Here is a 16,785-nt window from a genome sequence, read left to right on the forward strand (position 1 = left end):
TGATTTGTCGTATTCGCGTCATCAAAACTTTGCGTCAAAATCCTAAATCGGACGCGATCATCGAAAGCGGAATCATGACTTGACGCACTCCTTCGACGCGCCGTCCGGCGAGATCGCGCCCGTCTCGGGCGGCTTCGCGCGCCTCGCCCGCTTCGGGCGAACCCCGCTCCCGAGCAACGCCCTCGTCGCGCGTTTCGGACCCTTTGAGGTCAGGCTCGCGACGACGAAGAAGGAAATCCGCAAGGCGCAGCGCCTGCGCTATGAGGTCTTTTTCGAGGAAGGCGGAGCGCGGCCCGACGCCGCGGCGAAGCTGACCCGGCGCGACATCTGCCCATATGATTCGGTGTGCGACCACCTTCTCGTCATTGATCTCGAGCGGACCAATCGATTCGGCCGGCCGAAGCCGAAGATCGTCGGCGCCTATCGCCTGTTGCGGCAGGACGTCGCCGAACGTCATTTCGGCTTTTACAGCCAGCGCGAATTCGACGTTGAAGCGCTCGTCAGGCGCCGCCAGGGAACCCGCTTTCTCGAACTTGGCCGCGCCTGCGTCCATCCGCGCTACCGCTCCAAGCGCGTGATCGAATTATTGTGGCGCGGCCTCTGGCTTTATGCGTCGCGCCACCGCATCGACGCGCTGATCGGCTGCGCCAGCCTTCCCGGCGTCGATCCGCGGGCGCTCGCCGTCCCTTTAAGTTTCCTGCGCCACCAGGCTCAGGCGCCCGACGCCTGGGACGTTCGGCCGCTGCCGGGGCGCGAGGCGAACGTCGATATTCTGGAGCCGCAGGAAATCGACGCCCGCAGCGCGCTGGCGGCGCTGCCGCCATTGATCAAGGCCTATCTGCGGGTCGGCGCAAAATTCGGCGCCGGCGCCGTGGTCGACGCGCAATTCGGCGCAACCGATGTTTTCACCATCATGCCGCTGGCCGATATGGAAGACCGCTACGCCGCCTATTTCGGCGCGCCGATGGAGCGGCCAGACAGCGTTCTCGCCTGACGCGTCGCGCCGGGCTTTCCTTAAAATGCAATCATCCGGGTTTGAGCTCTCTTCGCGCGTCGCGCGCAGACTGGCGCAAGGAGGCCGCGGTCAGGTTCGCGCATGATCGCGGTGAAAGACTGCGCCATTCGTTGCGGGACCAAGGCATGCTGAACTCGACGCTTTACTACACGCTGCTGACGCGAAATTTCAGCAAATCGCTCGAGGGCGCCGCCTCCGATACGGTCGCCAAGAGGGAGACCGCCTATTACGAGGCGAATATCGGGAAGGTAAAGTCGATCGACGACTTTATGAAGAACCAGAGGCTCTACACCTATGTGCTGAAAGCCTACGGCCTCAGCGACATGGCCTATGCCAAGGGCCTCATCCGCAAGGTCCTGACCAGTGACCCCTCCGACAGCGGATCTCTCGCTTCGACGCTCAGCAGCGGACGCTACAAGGCGCTCGCCACAGCCTATAATTTTTCCGTCAAAGGCGCAGAGACGACAATTTCGGCCGACACCCAGAAGACAACCACCGACAATTATGTCGAGCAGACGCTTGAAACCAATGTCGGCAAGCAAAATGAGGGAGCGAAAATGGCGCTGTATTTCAAGCGCGTCGCGCCGACCCTCAAAAGCGCCTACGGCGTCCTCGCCGACAAAACCCTGCTCAGCGTCGTGCAGACCGCCTTCGGCCTTTCGACGTCAATGTCGAATCAAAATATCGATCTGCAGGCGAAAACGATCAACGGACTGTTCAAAATCAGCGATTTGCAGAATCCCGCCAAGCTGCAAAAGCTCATTCAACGCTTCACCGCCAACTATGACTTGCAGCATCCATCGAGCGCTTCAACGACGCCCTCGTCCGCGCTCCAGGTCTCGACGCCTGACATCAGCCAGAGCCTTCTCACGAGCCTCGCCAATCTCAAGCTCGGAGGGAGCTGATCGATGCAAGGCGGACTTTACGTCTCGCTGTCGGGGCTGGTCGCGCTCGACCGGCGGCTGACCACCATCGCGGCGAATGTCGCCAATCAGAGTACGCCCGGATACCGGGCCGAGGAGGTCGAATTCAAGTCGCTCCTGTCGAAGGCCGGCGCCAATCCCGTCGCCTTCGTCTCGAATGGCGAATCCTTCATCTCGCGGCGCGGAGGCGTTCCCATCAAGACGGACGGCCCGCTCGACGTCGCCGTTCAGGGCCACGGCTGGCTTTCCCTGAAAACGCCTGACGGGACTGTCTACACAAAGGACGGCCGAATGCATATGGAGGAGAGCGGAGCGCTCGTCAGCGTCGACGGCTTTCCGGTCCTCGACGCCGGCGCGACGCCGATCCTGCTCGATCCGGCCGCGGGGCCGCCGACCATCGCGCAGGACGGCATGATCGCGCAGAACGGCCATCAGGTCGGCGCGATCGGCATTTTCAATCTCGACACACAGGCCAAGCTCAAACGCTACACCAACTCCGGCGTGACGAGCGATCTGCCGGCGACGGCCGAACTCGATTTCAGCAACAATGGCGTCCATCAGGGCTTTATCGAGGGAGCCAACATCAATCCGATTCTCGAAATGGCCAAGCTCATCATGGTCTCGCGCGCTTTCGACAACATCCATTCCGCGACCGAAGGGTCGGAATCCTCCCTGAAAGACGCCATTAAGACACTCGGCGCGACGTCATGAGCAGCCTGCCCGCCGCAGATGGCGCCCTCGCAAAACTGGAGCGGGCCATGACGCAGGCGGCGACGGAGCCGCTGGTGCGGATCAGCGGCGCCGTCGCTGAATTATCTCCCTCCCATGCCCGCGTCGCCGGACTATCTCCCTTCGTGAAGCTTGGCGAATGCGTGCGCTTTGGCCTTGGCGCCGACGCTGAAGCCGAAAGCGCCTCCAGCCGCGGCGAAGTGGTGCGGATCGACCCGCACGGCGTCATCGTCAAGACTTTCGAGGCCGGCGCATTGACAGGCCTTGGCGCGCGGGTGTTTTGCGCGGGGCCGCTGCGCATCGCGCCGCATCCGGGCTGGAAGGGCCGCGTCGTCAACGCATTCGGCGCCCCGATCGACGGCGCCGGACCGCTGCCGCAGGGGGATCGCGGGGCCATGATCGACGCCCCGCCGCCGAGCGCCATGCGCCGGGCCCGCGTCGCAAAACCGCTGCGCACCGGCGTCCGCGTCATCGACATCTTCACCCCTCTCTGCGCCGGCCAGCGCATCGGCATATTCGCCGGGTCCGGCGTCGGCAAATCCACCTTGCTGGCGATGCTTGCCGGCTCCAGGGATTTCGATACCGTCGTTGTCGCGCTCGTCGGCGAACGCGGCCGCGAGGTGCGCGAATTCCTCGATGACGCGCTTGCCGCCAATCGCGCGATTTCGGTCGCCGTCGTCGCAACAGGGGACGAGACGCCGTCGATGCGCCGGCTCGCGCCGCGCACGGCTATGGCGATCGCCGAGTTCTTTCGCGATCGCGGCGACCGGGTGCTGCTCATTATCGATTCGGTCACCCGTTTCGCCCATGCGGCGCGCGACGTCGCGCTGGCCGCCGGCGAGCCCCCCGTCGCGCGCGGATACACGCCGAGCGTCTTCAGCGATTTGCCGAAGCTGCTCGAGCGGGCGGGTCCTGGCGAGGAAGGCGGAGGTTCGATCACTGGCGTGTTCTCGGTGCTCGTCGACGGCGACGACCACAATGATCCCGTGGCGGACGCCGTGCGCGGCACGCTCGACGGGCATATTGTGCTGGACCGGGCGATCGCCGATCAGGGTCGCTTTCCCGCCGTCAATGTGCTCGGCTCGATTTCACGGCTGGCGCAAATCGCCTGGACGGACGAACAGCGCGACCTTGTCCTCAAGCTGCGCGGCATGATCGCCCGCTTCGAGGACACCAGCGATCTGCGCCTGATGGGCGGCTACAAGGCGGGGCAGGACGCAGATCTCGACCAGGCGGTCGTGCTAGTGCCAAAAATCTACAAGACGCTGCAACAATCGCCGCAATCGACCCCGAGCGCCGACGCCTTTCGCGAACTCGCCCAGAGCCTCACAGGCGCCTCCTGATTTCCGCATGGCCGAAGCAATTCAATCCAGCGCGCGACGGGAGCGCGCAGCTGATCTCTTCGCGCGGCAGAGTCCTTACGCAGCCCGCGGCGCCAGGACGATGACAGCGGCCCCGATCAGGCAGAGCGCCGCTCCGCCAAGATCAAAGCGATCGGGCCACACGCCCTCCATCGCCCACAGCCACAGCAGCGAGACCGTGACATAGACGCCGCCATAGGCGGCATAGGCGCGTCCGGCGGCGCTGACGTCGATCAGCGTCAAAAGCCACGCAAACAACAGCAAAGACGCTGTTCCCGGGATAAGCCACAGCGCGGATTTTCCAAGCCGCAGCCAGGCCCAAAAGGAAAAGCAGCCGGCAATTTCCGCAAGGGCGGCGGCGGCGTAAACGAGCGCGGTCAGCATAGTCTCTCCAGGGCGCGGCCACATGCGGAGGCCGAAGATTTAAAGCGCTTTCCGATCACATGGAAACATGTGATCGATAAGAAATCGCTCCACATCAATAGTTTGGAGCCTCGACCGACGCGGATTGGTCAGAAATTTCGCCTTGACGGGCGGCGCGAACAGGAGGCGGCGATTTCATGCGTCGGTCCGGCGCTTGCCAAGCAAATCCCGTGCAGAGATTGGGTGGGGCAGACCGTCGCGCCTTTGCAGAACAGGCGGGGGCGACGCCGCAACTATCTGCCGCGCGTCAATCGATCGCGTTGAGCAAATGAACATTGCCGCCAACGGCCGCCGTATTGATCGTGACCGTCTGTTCGACGACAAAGCGCTGAAGATAGTGTGGCCCGCCGGCTTTCGGCCCCGTCCCGGACAGGTTAAAGCCGCCAAAGGGCTGCGTCCCGACAACAGCCCCAATCATATTACGATTGACATAGCAATTTCCCGCCAGCCGCCGCTCAAGGATTCGGGCGATGGTCGAATCGATGCGCGAATGGACGCCGAGCGTCAATCCGAAATTTTTCGCTTCGATGGCGTCGAGCAGAAGGTCGAGTTCCGGCGCCTTGTAGCGCACGACATGGAGGATCGGTCCGAACACCTCGCGCTTGAGATCGCCAGCGGCAGCGAGTTCGAAAATATGCGGCGCGACATAGAAGCCATTGGCGGGCGCGTCCTTGTCGACTTCGCCGGCAAAATGCGCGACGACGCCGTTCTGCGTTTGCGCGCGCATCGCCTCGATATGCGCAAGCAGCGCCGCCCTGGCCTCGGCGTCGATCACAGGGCCGATCTGCACGCCGATATCGCGCGGATCGCCGACGCGAAGCTCGCGCGCGGCGCCGGCGATCATCGTGATCATCTTGTCCGCCACCTCCTCCTGCAAACACAAAAGGCGCAACGCCGAGCAGCGCTGCCCGGCCGAGCGGAATGCCGAGGCGACGACATCGTCCGCGACCTGTTCGGGCAGAGCGGTGGCGTCGACGATCATGGCGTTGACGCCGCCCGTCTCGGCGATCAGCGGCGCGATGGGCCCATCCTTTGCGGCAAGCGCCCTGTTGATGCTTGCCGCCGCTTCGACCGATCCGGTGAAGGCGACGCCGGCGACGCCCGGCAGCGCGACAAGCGCGGCGCCGATTTTTCCGTCTCCCTGCGCAAGGCGCAGCGCGCCGGCGGGAACGCCGGCCTTATGCAGCAGCGCGACGGCCTCGGCGGCGATCAGCGGCGTCTGCTCGGCCGGCTTGGCGATGACGGCGTTGCCGCAGACGAGCGCAGCGGCGACCTGTCCCAGAAAAATCGCCAACGGAAAATTCCACGGGCTGATGCAGACGAAAACGCCGCGCCCATGGCAATGCAGCCTGTTGTCCTCCCCGGTCGGGCCCGGCAGTTTTGGCGCTGCCCCGAATGCTTTGCGCGCCAAGGCGGCGTAATAGCGCAGAAAATCGATCGCCTCGCGCCATTCGGCGACTGCGTCGTCAAGCGTCTTGCCGCCCTCGAGCTGGAGCAGCCGCAGCCAGCGCGGCGCCTCCGCCTCCAGCCTTTGCGCCGCGCGGTCAAGGCGCGCCGCCCGGTCTTCGACGGCGCGCCGCGACCACGTTCGAAAAGCGGCTTGCGCCTCCTGCATCATCGTGACGAGTGCATCTTGATCCGTGTCATCGACGAACCCCACCGCCGCGCCATCGATGGGCGAGATCGCCTGTCGGCGGCCGCCCGCGCGCTGCGGCGCGCTCTTGCCTCCGGCCAGAATCAGCTCCGCCTGGCGCGCCTCCGGGGTCTGCCGGATCGAGCCGAGCAGACGCTCGACCTGAGCCCGATCGCCAAATTCAACGCCCTCCGCAACTTTGCGCTCAGGCCCATGAATCTCCCGCGGCGGGGGCAGCCCGGCGGCGCGGGCGCGGGCGGCGTTAATGATGATTTTCTGCGGCCGTTCAAGCAGGGCCGCGGCCGGAATATCGCGGTCGCCGATCTGGGCGACAAAGGATGAGTTGGCGCCGTTCTCAAGAAGGCGGCGCACCAGATAAGCGAGCAGATTCTCATGCTGGCCGACCGGCGCGTAGATGCGGCAGGCAAGCTGCGGATAATCCGCGCGAAGCCCGGCGTAAAGCTCCTCGCCCATGCCGTGCAGGCGCTGGAACTCGTAGCCGTCGACGCCGCCCGCGATGGTGACGATGGTCGCGACGGTCAGCGCATTATGGGTGGCGAATTGCGGCGCAATCCGCGCACGCGCCGCCAACAGCCGCCTCGCGCAGGCGATATAATTCAGATCCGTCATCGCCTTGCGCGTGAAGACCGGATAGTCGGCAAGACCGCGCTCCTGCGCCCGCTTGATTTCGGCGTCCCAATAGGCGCCCTTGACGAGCCGGAGCGTCATGCGCGCGCGATGTCTGGCGGCAAGCTCCGCGACATGGTCGATCACCGCCCCGGCGCGCTTTTGATAGGCTTGCACCGCAAGGCCAAAGCCGCTCCAGTCTTGCAGCGCCCCCGCGGCCATCGCCGCCGCAATGAGATCGAGCGAAAGCTCGAGCCGGTCCGCCTCTTCGGCGTCAATCGTCAGTTGCAGATCATGCCGCCGGGCGAGCCGCGCGAGGTCGATCAGACGCGGCGTCAGCTCTCGCATCACGCGTTCGCGGCAGGCGGGCTCAAAGCGCGGATGAAGCGCAGAGAGTTTTACCGAAACGCCGAGCCGCTCCGACACGCCCGCTCCGCGCGCGCGGCCGACGCTTTCAATGGCGTTTGCATAGGACTCGAAATAGCGATCCGCGTCGGCCTTCGTGCGCGCTCCTTCTCCCAGCATGTCGAAGGAATAGAGATGGCGACTTCCCACACGCGAGGAGGCGCGGCGCAGCGCCTCCTCGATTTCATCGGCAAAGACAAAGTGCTGGCCCATCAGCTGCATCGCCTGCCGCGCGGCGGCGCGCAGCGCGCCGAGCCCCAGCCGCTTCGCCGCCAGCGCGATGACGCCTTCGGCCGTCTTGCCCTTGTCGAGCATGCGGGCGGTGGCGCCCAAAGCCCAGGCCGCGGCCGAGACGACGAGCGGCTCTGACGCATGGCCGCCCTCCGCGGTCCAGCGCGCCGCGCCGATCTTTTCGGCGATGAGCGCGTCGGCGGTCAGGGAATCGGGCACGCGGAGCAGCGCCTCGGCCAGCACCATCAGCGCGACGCCCTCCTCCGTCGAGAGCGAATATTCGCGCAGCAGATCCTCAAGCCCGCCGATGCGGGCGGTTTTAGCGCCGCGCGCCGCTTCGATGAGGCGACGGCCAAGCCGGTCGATCCGCGCCTCCGCGCCGGCGTCGAGGCCGGCGTCTTGCAGAAGGCGCGCGGCGATCGGCTCATCCGGCGGCGCATAGGGGACTGAAAAAGGGCCGAAAACAGCGTCGGAAGTCATGGGGAGCAAGCCTCATGAGTTGGCGAATTCACGAACCCGGTCGATCGGCTATCGCGTCTCCGGTTCGTTCGCGCGTGCGTCAGCCGGCGTAGCGCGCCCGGCGCACGGCGGCGACTTCGTCCAGCGCTTCGCCGAACGCGTTCACCGCCTGAAGCAAGTCGCGCTCCTCGATGACGAGAGGGGGCGCAAACCGCAGCACACTCTCATGCGTCTCCTTGGCAAGGACGCCGCGCCGCATCATGGCGAGACAAACATCCTTCGCCTTTGCCTGGCAGGGATCGAGCTCGATTCCGGCCCAAAGGCCCTTGCCGCGCAGCGCGATGATCGCGGGATGACGCACGCGGGACATTGCGTCGAGCAAAACTTCGCCGAGCGCGCGGCTCCGTTCGGCCAGCTGCTCTTCCCGCATCAGGGCGATCGCCGCGCGCCCGACCGCGGCGGCAAGCGGATTGCCGCCGAAAGTCGAGCCATGGCTGCCGGGGGTGAACACATCCATCAGCGCGCGACGGGCGATAAACGCGGAAACGGGCATGAGGCCGCCGCCGAGCGCCTTGCCGACGATGAGACCGTCCGGGACCGCGCCTTCATGCTGAAAGCAGAAATTGCGGCCAGTGCGGCCAAAACCCGATTGCACCTCGTCGAACAAGAGCAGGATGCCGTGCCGGTCGCAGATGCGGCGTAAATTGGCGTGATAGCCTTCCGGCGGGACGATGACGCCGCCCTCGCCCTGGATCGGCTCCACCAGCACCGCTGCCGTGCAGCGGTTGATCGCGAGCTCGACCGCCTCGGCGTCGCCGAAGGGAACCGACGCAAAGCCGGGCGCGAAAGGCCCGAAGCCGCGTTTGGAATCGGGATCGTCGGAAAAGCCGACGATCGTCGTCGTACGGCCATGAAAATTGCCGTTGGCGACGATGATTTCCGCCTTGTCGGCGGGAATGGCGAGCTCGTCATAGGCGTAGCGCCGTGCGGCCTTGATCGCCGTCTCGACCGCCTCCGCTCCGGTGTTCATGACGAGACAGGCGTCGAGACCGGCAAATTGCGCAAGTTCTTGATAAAAGGCGCCAAGGTTATCGGAATGAAAGGCGCGGGAGACGATGTCGAGGCGCTCGAGCTGGTCGCGCATGGCCTGCACCAGCCGCGGATGCAGATGACCGAAACTCGCGGCCGAATAGGCGCTCATCATGTCGATGTAGCGATGTCCGTCCACGTCGAAAACATGGGCGCCGCGCCCGTGCGACAGCACGACCGGAAGCGGCGCATAATTTCGGGCGCCGAAGAGATGTTCACGGTTGATCGCTTGCTGCCCGGACATAACGAGCTCTGCTTTAAAGGTCCAACGGCTGGGCTTACGCCGCCTTTGGGGGCAGATCATGGCGCTAGCCCCCCAAGTCGCGAAAAAACGCGGCGAATTAAGGCCCTAGGCCGCGCCACTGGGTCGAAAAAGCGCAACGCGCAGTTTTCAACGTCGCGTCAATCTGCGCCTTTCGCCCGCCGCGCAGGCTTTTTAACCCGCGGCGGCAACTTGCCCGGCCATTTCACAATGTGGTGCGGATAATCGTTGAGCGCAATCTCGGTTTCCAGCGCGACGACCTTGCCTCGCGCCGACGCGCCGGCTTCATGGACCGTTTCCGTCGAGCCCGATACGAGCGGATGCCACCAGTAAAGATCACGTCCTTCCGAAACAAGGCGATAGGCGCAAGAGGGCGGCAGCCAGGACAGCCCGCGCGCCGTCTCCGGCGTCAATTTGATGCAGTCGCGCACCCTGCGGCGACGGTTGGCGTAATCGGCGCAGCGGCAGGCGCCGGCGTCGAACAGCCTGCATGCGATCTCGGTGAAATGGATCTCGCCCGTATCTTCATCCTCGAGCTTGACAAGGCAGCAGCGGCCGCAGCCGTCGCAGAGGCTCTCCCATTCCGTCTTGTTCATTTCTTCGAGAGATTTTTGCCGCCAGAATGGCGTCGCGGCGGTTTTCTGCTCCTTTGGCGCAGGCGCCCGCCCCACCGCGTCGGGCGCGGCCGGGCTTGTTTCGCAGGAATTTAACGGGGATCGCGGCACGACGGCAGGAGCGCCTTTCCAATTCATTTTCGGTATGCGGGTGAACCGTGGACTTGCGCTTCCTTGTGACAATCGTCAAGCCGCTTGCTAAACTGGCGCTTGCGCCTTCGAGCGGCCGGAATGATCTGTATAGTCGGCCCTGGCGGCCCATCCCTTGGGCTATTGCGCCGCGAGCGTCGTCCGCCAGCATAGGCTTTCAACCTTCGCCCAAGATTTTTCCGGAGCGTGCATTCAGGTGCTGATAGGTCTTGCAAGTGCTTAAAGATCTTCGCGAGACGCGGCTTTGGAAGCGCGCCGCAGCAGTGTTGCTCGCTTTCGACGCCCTTATCGATTCGTCGATGTTCGCCAGCGGCGAGCGGTCGAAGGAGCGCTACGCCGCCTTTTCCGCTTTCATGGACCGCTTCCACGTCGCCGGCTGGCGGCGCGTCGCGACAGAACTTGCCTGCGAGACACTGACCCTCAGCATCGGCGCCGGACTTGTCGCCCTGACGCTGGCGATCCCGGCGTTCCGCGAAACCTCGGACGACTGGCTGAAGAAGCAGGATCTCGCAATCACCTTTCTTGACCGCTACGGTCAGGAAGTGGGTCGACGCGGCATCAAGCACGATGATTCCGTCTCCTTCGAGGAATTGCCTGAAAATCTGATCGACGCGGTGCTGTCGACCGAGGACCGCCGTTTCTTCGAGCATTTCGGGGTCGATGTGATCGGCACCATGCGCGCGCTGACCGTCAACGCCCGAGCCGATACGGTCGTCCAGGGCGGCTCCTCGATCACGCAGCAGCTCGCCAAGAATCTCTTTCTCTCGAACAAGCGCACGATCGAGCGCAAGATCAAGGAGGCCTATCTTGCCGTCTGGCTCGAGTTCCGGCTCTCCAAAAAGCAGATTTTGCAACTTTATTTCGACCGCGCCTATCTTGGCGGCGGCGCGTTCGGGGTGCAGGCCGCCTCGCAATTCTATTTCGGCAAGTCGGTGCGCGATTTGACGCTGGCGGAGGCGGCGATGATCGCCGGCCTTTTCAAAGCGCCGACAAAATATGCGCCCCATGTCAATCTGCCGGCCGCCCGCGCCCGGGCGCATGACGTCCTGAGCAATATGGTTGACGCCGGCTATCTGACCGAGGGGCAGATCTATGCGGCGCTGCGCAATCCTGCAACGCCGGTCGACCGCAACAAGACGACGAGCCCGGACTGGTATCTCGACTATGCCTATGAAGAGGTGAAGAAGCTCAGCGAGGAAGGAAAGCTCGGCGACGAGCGCGTCCTGACCGTGCGTACGGCGCTCGACTCCGGCCTGCAGGAACACGCCGATGCGACGATCGAGGATCAGCTGCGCCAATCGGGACCGAGTTATCACGCCAAGCAAAGCGCCGTGGTGGTGTTCGAGCCGAACGGCGCCCTGCGCGCCATGGTTGGCGGGCGCGATTATGGCGCGAGCCAGTTCAACCGCGCGACCGACGCCTTGCGCCAGCCCGGCTCCTCGTTCAAGCCCTTCGTCTATCTGACGGCGCTGATGACCGGAAAGTTCAAGCCGACGACCATCGTCGTCGACGCGCCGATCTGCATCGGCAATTGGTGCCCGCGCAATTACAAGAACACTTATGCCGGTTCGCTGCCGCTTGTAACGGCGCTGGCGCGCTCATTAAACACCGTCGCGGTGCGCCTCTCCGTCGCGATCGGCGCCGCCGATTCCGTTCCGGGGCACAATAATGTCTTTGAAAGCGCCAAACGCGGCCGCGCCAAGATCGTCGAGACGGCGCGCGCGATGGGCCTGACGACGCCTCTCGTCGATACGGTCTCGCTGCCGATCGGCGCGGCAGAAGTGACGGTGATCGATATGGCCTCAGCCTATTGCACCTTCGCCAATGGCGGGCTGCGCGCGCCGCCCTTCGCCGCCGTGCAGATCTTGAATGGCCGCGGCGACGAGATCTACCGCCATGACCGCGACGGTCCGCAGCCGCGCCAGATCATCCCGCGCGAGACCATTGAAACGATGGTCTCGATGATGACGCAAGTCGTCCAGGCCGGCACCGGCAAGCGCGCGCAGCTCGACAATATCGAGGTCGCCGGCAAGACAGGCACGACCAATGGCTATAAGGACGCGTGGTTCATCGGCTACACGGGCAATTATGTCGCGGCTGTCTGGTTCGGCAATGACGACGATACGCCAATGGAAAAAATGACCGGCGGCTCGCTCCCTGCCGGCACATGGCATGACATCATGGCCTATGCCCATCAGGGGATCGAATTGAAGCCGCTGCCGGGACGTCCGGCGCCAACCGGCCCCGCTCCCGTGGCGGCGGCCGGCGCCACGGCCGCGGGCGCGCCGCAGCGGCCGGCGAGCCTGTCGTCGCGCTCGGCCGAGACGCTGCGCGCGATCGGCGCGGCGATGACGGACGCCGAGAAGCGGCGGGAAGCCGCCGGGCTCGGGGCCGCCAGCGCCGCCTCCGTCTCGCATCCCAGCGCGCCGCCCGGCGGCGGTTGACTGACCGCGCGAATTTGACCTGCCGCCGCGCGGCGCGCCACAATAAAATGCAAATCACGAGCTCATGCATTGCGTCCCGCCCTACAGGTAGACAGGCTCCGTGATTCTCATCGGCAAATTCATTCTCGCTGCTCTTGTCGGCGCCCTCATCGGTCTCGGCCTCACTTCCGCGGCGTTGCAAAACGACTTCGGCTTCGGGGCCGTGACCGCCGGGCCATGGACGGCGTGGCCGCGGAACGGCGGCCGCGGCGTCGATCCTTACGCCCGCGCGATGCTGGCAAAGTCCGGCGAAATCCCGCTCGGCTCCTCCGAGGGCCTGAGTTTTATCGCGCGCGCCGACAGCGGGGGGCGCCGTCTTGAGCCGGGATGCGATTATATCGTCAGCGGACCGACGCCGCAGGCGCGTTACTGGACGCTGACCGTGATGACCCCGCAAGGCAAGCTCCTGGCGAATCCCTCCGGCCGCAGCGGCTTCACCTCGAGCGAAATCTTGCGCGCGGCGGACGGCAGTTTCGCCATCGCGCTATCGCGCCGCGCGAGGCCGGGCAACTGGATTCCGCTCGCCGAAAACGATCCCTTCATCCTCGATCTGCGCCTCTATGAATCGGAGTTCAGCACGTCGATGCTCGCGTTCGACGCAGCCAACCTGCCGACCATTGCAAGGGAGGTCTGCCGGTGAACAGGCTTGACCGATTTCTCGCCGGCCTGCTCTGGTTGCTCGGCGTGGCGCTGGTGGCGGTAGCGGTCCATCTCATCGCCGTCTTCGACCTACCAAGGCGCCTCGGCAATGATCCAATGAGCCGCCTTTCGGTTCTGGCGAAGCCCGGCGAGATGAGCCAGTTGCCGCTTGCAAGACCCGGCGCCGAATGGGCTCCCTTTTCAGATCCCGCCGTGGCGCAGGGCGTCTGCCTCTATGATCTGACGCGCGCGCCGGTGCGCGTTTCCGGCGAGGTCGACGCCGACCGCATGCTGACGCTTTCCTTCCGCACGCCGTCGGGCGAAATCTTCTATTCGATGACGGACCGGGCCGCGCAGCATGGCAAGATCGACGTGCTGCTCCTGACGAGCGAACAGTTGGAAGCGCTCGAGGCCGACAGCGAGGACGATGACGAGCCGGCGCAGGAACTCCGTCTCATCGCGCCCGCGGCCAAGGGATTCGTGCTCGTCAACGCGCTCGCGGCTTTTCCCAGCGAGGCGGAGGAGTCGCGCCAGCGCGTGAAGGCGATAACCTGCGCGCCCGAGGCGCCGCTGGATTGATGTTGACGCGGCGGTTTTCGCCAGCAGTTGGAGCGATCGAAGGACGAAAGCGCTCGATCTTATCCCGGCGTATTTGCCGATCGCGGATTCTGCAATATCGGCGAGAAAAATATTCCAGACCATCGCGGACCGACAGCGCGCCCGCGCCGCTGCGCCGGCTTCAAGATTGCGCGTGGGTTTCCCCGTGGCGAGAAGAGGCCGCGGCCGCGATCGCCTCCTCATGCGGCGATGCTTTTCGCCGGCGGAAATTGGCCGTTTCCGCCATGACTTCCCGGCGAACGCCGGTGAAGAAGAGGATCTCGCCCGACTTCGAAGGACGCGAGATCCGGCTTTTCCGCGCCGGCAATTTGAAGGCTAAAAGCTCACCCATCTCAGTCATCTCCGAACGGTGTCCTGCTCGCTCGCCGAGCCCCGATCTTGCCACTTCCATCACAGTACCGCGTCGCGCTTGCCGAAGTTTCACGGGCCGTTTCACAAACAGAGCAATTAATTAAACGTTCGATACAAGAGCGACAGGAGCAGTTTAACGGTCCCTGCGGCGCCGGCTGTGAGCGATCGCACCTTCCAGTCAGGGCCCGCCGACCGGTCGCGATCCCGACGCTCCGGCCGGCATTGAAAGTGGACGGCCAGATGACGAGCCTGCGCCAGGAAACTGGGCTGGAGCTTGCCTTTCCGCAGCGTCGCAGCGACCGCCGGTTCGGCGGCGGTCAGAGCAACTGGCTGAGGCCGGGAATGCCGGCGGCGGCGGCCCGCACGCGCTCCGCGCCCGCCTTCTCTTCGGCATAGGCGAAGAGTTCACGGCCGACCTCCTGCATTTGCGCCATCGAGAGTCCGAGTCCCGACAGCCGCGCGGCAAGACCCATGAGGCCGCCGCCCATCATCCCCATCAGACCGGACAGCATGCCGTTATTTTCGGCGACCGAGGCGGCGGCGGCCTCTGCGGCGCCAGGGAAGCGGCCGAACAGATCGTCGATCTTGTCCTGCGGTCCGTCCTTGCGCAAAAACGCCAGGATCGCGCCGACAGCCTTTCGCGCCGTTTCGGTGTCGACGCCGGCGGTGGCGGAAATTCGGGCAATGAGATCTTCCATGAAAGCCACCGTCCTTTGAAGAAACGCCGCAGGCGATCGGCGCGATCAAGCGCAACATATGCGGCGAAGCAAACACGGCGCGAGCCAAGCCGCGAACCATGGAAAAATCAAGAGGCGCAAAAGCGCGCCAGTCCACCGAATGGATGCATCGGTCGAAAAGGAATGTCTTCAGATTCAAAAGCTTGAGCAAGTTTCTTTGGCGATCGCAGCGATTCAATCTGATCGGAACCGGCTCTGGCGGCAATCGAAGAAGCGCCGGTTTTGTCATCGAAGCGTCGCGCAGCGGCGATAGGCAAGGGCGCCGCCGGCGAGTTTCCGCGCCGGGTTCGCGCGCGGCGTGCAATCTTAAGGAGCGATGATGACGTCCCTCTCCTCGTCGGAGATTTTGGCGCAGCCGAAGCCGCATTCGGCGAAACCAGACCTCAACAAACCCATGTCGATGAAGACGGTCGTGGTTCTTCTCGCGGTTCTCGCGCTGGGCCTGTTCTTCACCGCTTTCAGCATTTTCAGGGATATTGAGGCCTCAGGCTCGCCCGTCACCAGCCTGCTGCCGTTTCTTCTTCTCGGCCTCGCGCTTCTGATCGCGCTCGGATTCGAATTCGTCAACGGCTTTCACGACACCGCCAATGCGGTCGCGACCGTCATCTACACCCATTCGCTTGCGCCATCGATCGCCGTTGTTTGGTCGGGCCTGTTTAATTTTCTTGGCGTCCTGTTTTCGACAGGGGCGGTCGCGTTCGGCATCGTTTCACTGTTGCCGGTGGAGCTGATCCTGCAGGTTGGCTCCGACGCCGGCTTCGCCATGGTCTTCGCCATGCTGATCGCGGCGATCATCTGGAATTTGGGCACCTGGTGGCTCGGCTTGCCGGCGTCGAGTTCGCATACGCTGATCGGCTCGATCATCGGCGTTGGCGTCGCCAATGCGCTGATGCGCGGGCGCGACGGCACGTCCGGCGTCGACTGGGGCAAGGCGACGGAAATCGGCTATGCGCTGCTGCTTTCGCCCGCGGTCGGATTCATCGCCGCCGGCCTTCTGTTGCTGACCATGAAGGTGCTGATCAAACGGCCGGAGCTCTACAGTGAGCCGAAGGCCAACGCCGCGCCGCCGCTGTGGATCCGCGGACTTTTGATCTTCACCTCGGCAGGCGTCTCCTTCGCGCATGGCTCGAACGACGGTCAGAAGGGCATGGGCCTCATCATGCTGATCCTGATCGGCACGGTTCCGACCGCCTATGCGCTGAACCGCGCCCTGCCGGAAAGCCAGATCGCCAGTTTCATCGAAACCTCCGCCGCGGCCTCGAAAGTGGTCGAGACGGTCGCTGGCGGCCATCACATCATCGGCGATCCGCGCCCGGCCGTCACCGCCTATGTCGCCTCGCATGAATTCAACGAGGGTACGCTGCCGTCCCTCGCCGTGCTGATCCGCGAGATCGCCGACCAGATCCAGCACTATGGCTCGATTGCGAAGATCCCGGCCGCCACCGTTGGCAACACGCGAAACGACATGTATCTCGCCTCGGAAGCGGTCCGGGTGCTGCAAAAGGACAAATCGAGCGACCTCTCGAAGGCCGATCTTTCGGTCCTCGCGACCTATAAGAAGGGCCTCGACGCGGCGACCAAATTCATCCCCGACTGGGTGAAAGTGTCGGTGGCCATCGCGCTTGGCCTTGGCACGATGATCGGATGGAAGCGGATCGTCATCACCGTCGGCGAGAAAATCGGCAAGACGCATCTGACCTATGGTCAGGGCGCCGCCGCCGAAATCGTCGCCATGGCGACGATCGGCGCCGCCGACAGCTTCGGCCTGCCCGTCTCGACGACGCATGTTCTGTCCTCCGGCGTCGCCGGCACCATGGCGGCGAACGGCTCCGGCGTGCAGATGTCGACGATCCGCAGCCTTGCGCTCGCCTGGGTGCTGACGCTGCCCTGCGCCATCGCCCTTTCGGCGCTGCTGTTCTTTATTTTCCGCCATGTGTTCTAGGTAGAGCGCGCTCATTTTTACGCAAAACAAAGGGCGTGACGGCCGCGGCCGTCACGCCCTTTTCACGTCCGGGGGCCGATCTTATCCCGGCTGC

The 16,785-nt window shown here is 64.4% G+C and carries 15 protein-coding genes; 8 read left to right on the plus strand and 7 right to left on the minus strand.

What is annotated here, in order from left to right:
- Positions 1-79: 79 nt before the first annotated feature.
- From CR492_RS07535 to fliI, 4 genes are all read left to right on the plus strand, one after another.
- Positions 80-994, plus strand: a complete 915-nt coding sequence (locus CR492_RS07535) for a GNAT family N-acetyltransferase (RefSeq protein ID WP_102843135.1) — start codon at positions 80-82, stop codon at positions 992-994.
- A 146-nt stretch (positions 995-1,140) separates the two neighbouring features.
- Positions 1,141-1,920 (plus strand): DUF1217 domain-containing protein, encoded by a 780-nt coding sequence (locus tag CR492_RS07540; RefSeq protein WP_102843222.1) that lies wholly within the window; start codon positions 1,141-1,143, stop codon positions 1,918-1,920.
- 3 nt (positions 1,921-1,923) lie between these two features.
- Complete coding sequence (gene flgF / locus CR492_RS07545) at positions 1,924-2,649, plus strand: flagellar basal-body rod protein FlgF (protein ID WP_102843136.1); 726 nt, start codon at positions 1,924-1,926, stop codon at positions 2,647-2,649.
- Positions 2,646-4,010 carry a flagellar protein export ATPase FliI gene (fliI, locus tag CR492_RS07550; protein ID WP_102843137.1) on the plus strand — a complete coding sequence of 455 codons (1,365 nt, stop codon included), beginning with the start codon at positions 2,646-2,648 and terminating at the stop codon, positions 4,008-4,010. The genes flgF and fliI overlap by 4 nt, the downstream gene beginning before the upstream one ends.
- A gap of 75 nt (positions 4,011-4,085) precedes the next feature.
- On the opposite strand, the gene CR492_RS07555 is transcribed toward fliI, so the two are convergent.
- The 4 genes from CR492_RS07555 to CR492_RS07570 form a co-directional block, all read right to left on the minus strand.
- Positions 4,086-4,412 (minus strand): YnfA family protein, encoded by a 327-nt coding sequence (locus CR492_RS07555; RefSeq protein WP_102843138.1) that lies wholly within the window; start codon positions 4,410-4,412, stop codon positions 4,086-4,088.
- Positions 4,413-4,698: 286 nt separating this feature from the next.
- Positions 4,699-7,827: a bifunctional proline dehydrogenase/L-glutamate gamma-semialdehyde dehydrogenase PutA gene (gene putA / locus CR492_RS07560; protein ID WP_102843139.1), complete on the minus strand. Its 3,129-nt coding sequence runs from the start codon at positions 7,825-7,827 to the stop codon at positions 4,699-4,701.
- 79 nt (positions 7,828-7,906) lie between these two features.
- The gene (rocD, locus tag CR492_RS07565; protein ID WP_102843140.1) at positions 7,907-9,139 is read right to left on the minus strand and encodes an ornithine--oxo-acid transaminase; all 1,233 of its coding nucleotides are present in this window, start codon (positions 9,137-9,139) and stop codon (positions 7,907-7,909) included.
- 158 nt (positions 9,140-9,297) lie between these two features.
- Positions 9,298-9,828: a YcgN family cysteine cluster protein gene (locus CR492_RS07570; RefSeq protein ID WP_102843223.1), complete on the minus strand. Its 531-nt coding sequence runs from the start codon at positions 9,826-9,828 to the stop codon at positions 9,298-9,300.
- 308 nt (positions 9,829-10,136) lie between these two features.
- Between CR492_RS07570 and CR492_RS07575 the strand changes: the two genes are divergently transcribed.
- The 3 genes from CR492_RS07575 (at position 10,137) to CR492_RS07585 (ending at position 13,622) form a co-directional block, all read left to right on the plus strand.
- Entirely contained in the window at positions 10,137-12,365 is a 2,229-nt protein-coding gene (locus CR492_RS07575; RefSeq protein ID WP_102843224.1) for a transglycosylase domain-containing protein, read from the plus strand.
- A gap of 100 nt (positions 12,366-12,465) precedes the next feature.
- A complete protein-coding gene (locus CR492_RS07580) occupies positions 12,466-13,044 on the plus strand; it encodes a DUF1214 domain-containing protein (RefSeq protein WP_102843141.1) in 579 nt (192 codons plus the stop codon).
- On the plus strand, positions 13,041-13,622 hold the full coding sequence (locus CR492_RS07585; protein ID WP_102843142.1) for a DUF1254 domain-containing protein: 582 nt from the start codon (positions 13,041-13,043) through the stop codon (positions 13,620-13,622). The genes CR492_RS07580 and CR492_RS07585 overlap by 4 nt, the downstream gene beginning before the upstream one ends.
- A gap of 160 nt (positions 13,623-13,782) precedes the next feature.
- Here the strand turns inward: CR492_RS07585 and CR492_RS20440 are convergent, their stop codons facing one another.
- The 3 genes from CR492_RS20440 to CR492_RS20445 all read right to left on the minus strand — a co-directional run bounded on the left by CR492_RS20440 (position 13,783) and on the right by CR492_RS20445 (position 15,006).
- Complete coding sequence (locus CR492_RS20440; protein WP_146030198.1) at positions 13,783-14,055, minus strand: hypothetical protein; 273 nt, start codon at positions 14,053-14,055, stop codon at positions 13,783-13,785.
- 274 nt (positions 14,056-14,329) lie between these two features.
- Positions 14,330-14,710: a DUF2267 domain-containing protein gene (locus CR492_RS07595; protein ID WP_102843144.1), complete on the minus strand. Its 381-nt coding sequence runs from the start codon at positions 14,708-14,710 to the stop codon at positions 14,330-14,332.
- Positions 14,711-14,817: 107 nt separating this feature from the next.
- On the minus strand, positions 14,818-15,006 hold the full coding sequence (locus CR492_RS20445; RefSeq protein WP_146030199.1) for a hypothetical protein: 189 nt from the start codon (positions 15,004-15,006) through the stop codon (positions 14,818-14,820).
- 137 nt (positions 15,007-15,143) lie between these two features.
- On the opposite strand from CR492_RS20445, the gene CR492_RS07605 reads away from it, so the two are divergent.
- A complete protein-coding gene (locus CR492_RS07605; protein WP_432431200.1) occupies positions 15,144-16,691 on the plus strand; it encodes an inorganic phosphate transporter in 1,548 nt (515 codons plus the stop codon).
- The last annotated feature ends 94 nt before the right edge of the window (positions 16,692-16,785 follow it).

Origin of the sequence: Methylocella silvestris (assembly GCF_002891535.1) — a bacterium.
Lineage (GTDB): Bacteria > Pseudomonadota > Alphaproteobacteria > Rhizobiales > Beijerinckiaceae > Methylocapsa > Methylocapsa silvestris_A.

What these genes read in the sequence shown, in the direction of transcription:
- flgF (WP_102843136.1), top strand. Translation starts at nt 1,924, where the DNA reads ATGCAAGGCGGACTTTACGTCTCGCTGTCGGGGCTGGTCGCGCTCGAC.
- CR492_RS07540 (WP_102843222.1), top strand. Translation starts at nt 1,141, where the DNA reads ATGCTGAACTCGACGCTTTACTACACGCTGCTGACGCGAAATTTCAGC.
- CR492_RS07605 (WP_432431200.1), top strand. Translation starts at nt 15,144, where the DNA reads ATGTCGATGAAGACGGTCGTGGTTCTTCTCGCGGTTCTCGCGCTGGGC.
- CR492_RS07595 (WP_102843144.1), bottom strand. Translation starts at nt 14,710, where the DNA reads ATGGAAGATCTCATTGCCCGAATTTCCGCCACCGCCGGCGTCGACACC.
- putA (WP_102843139.1), bottom strand. Translation starts at nt 7,827, where the DNA reads ATGACTTCCGACGCTGTTTTCGGCCCTTTTTCAGTCCCCTATGCGCCG.
- CR492_RS07555 (WP_102843138.1), bottom strand. Translation starts at nt 4,412, where the DNA reads ATGCTGACCGCGCTCGTTTACGCCGCCGCCGCCCTTGCGGAAATTGCC.
- fliI (WP_102843137.1), top strand. Translation starts at nt 2,646, where the DNA reads ATGAGCAGCCTGCCCGCCGCAGATGGCGCCCTCGCAAAACTGGAGCGG.
- rocD (WP_102843140.1), bottom strand. Translation starts at nt 9,139, where the DNA reads ATGTCCGGGCAGCAAGCGATCAACCGTGAACATCTCTTCGGCGCCCGA.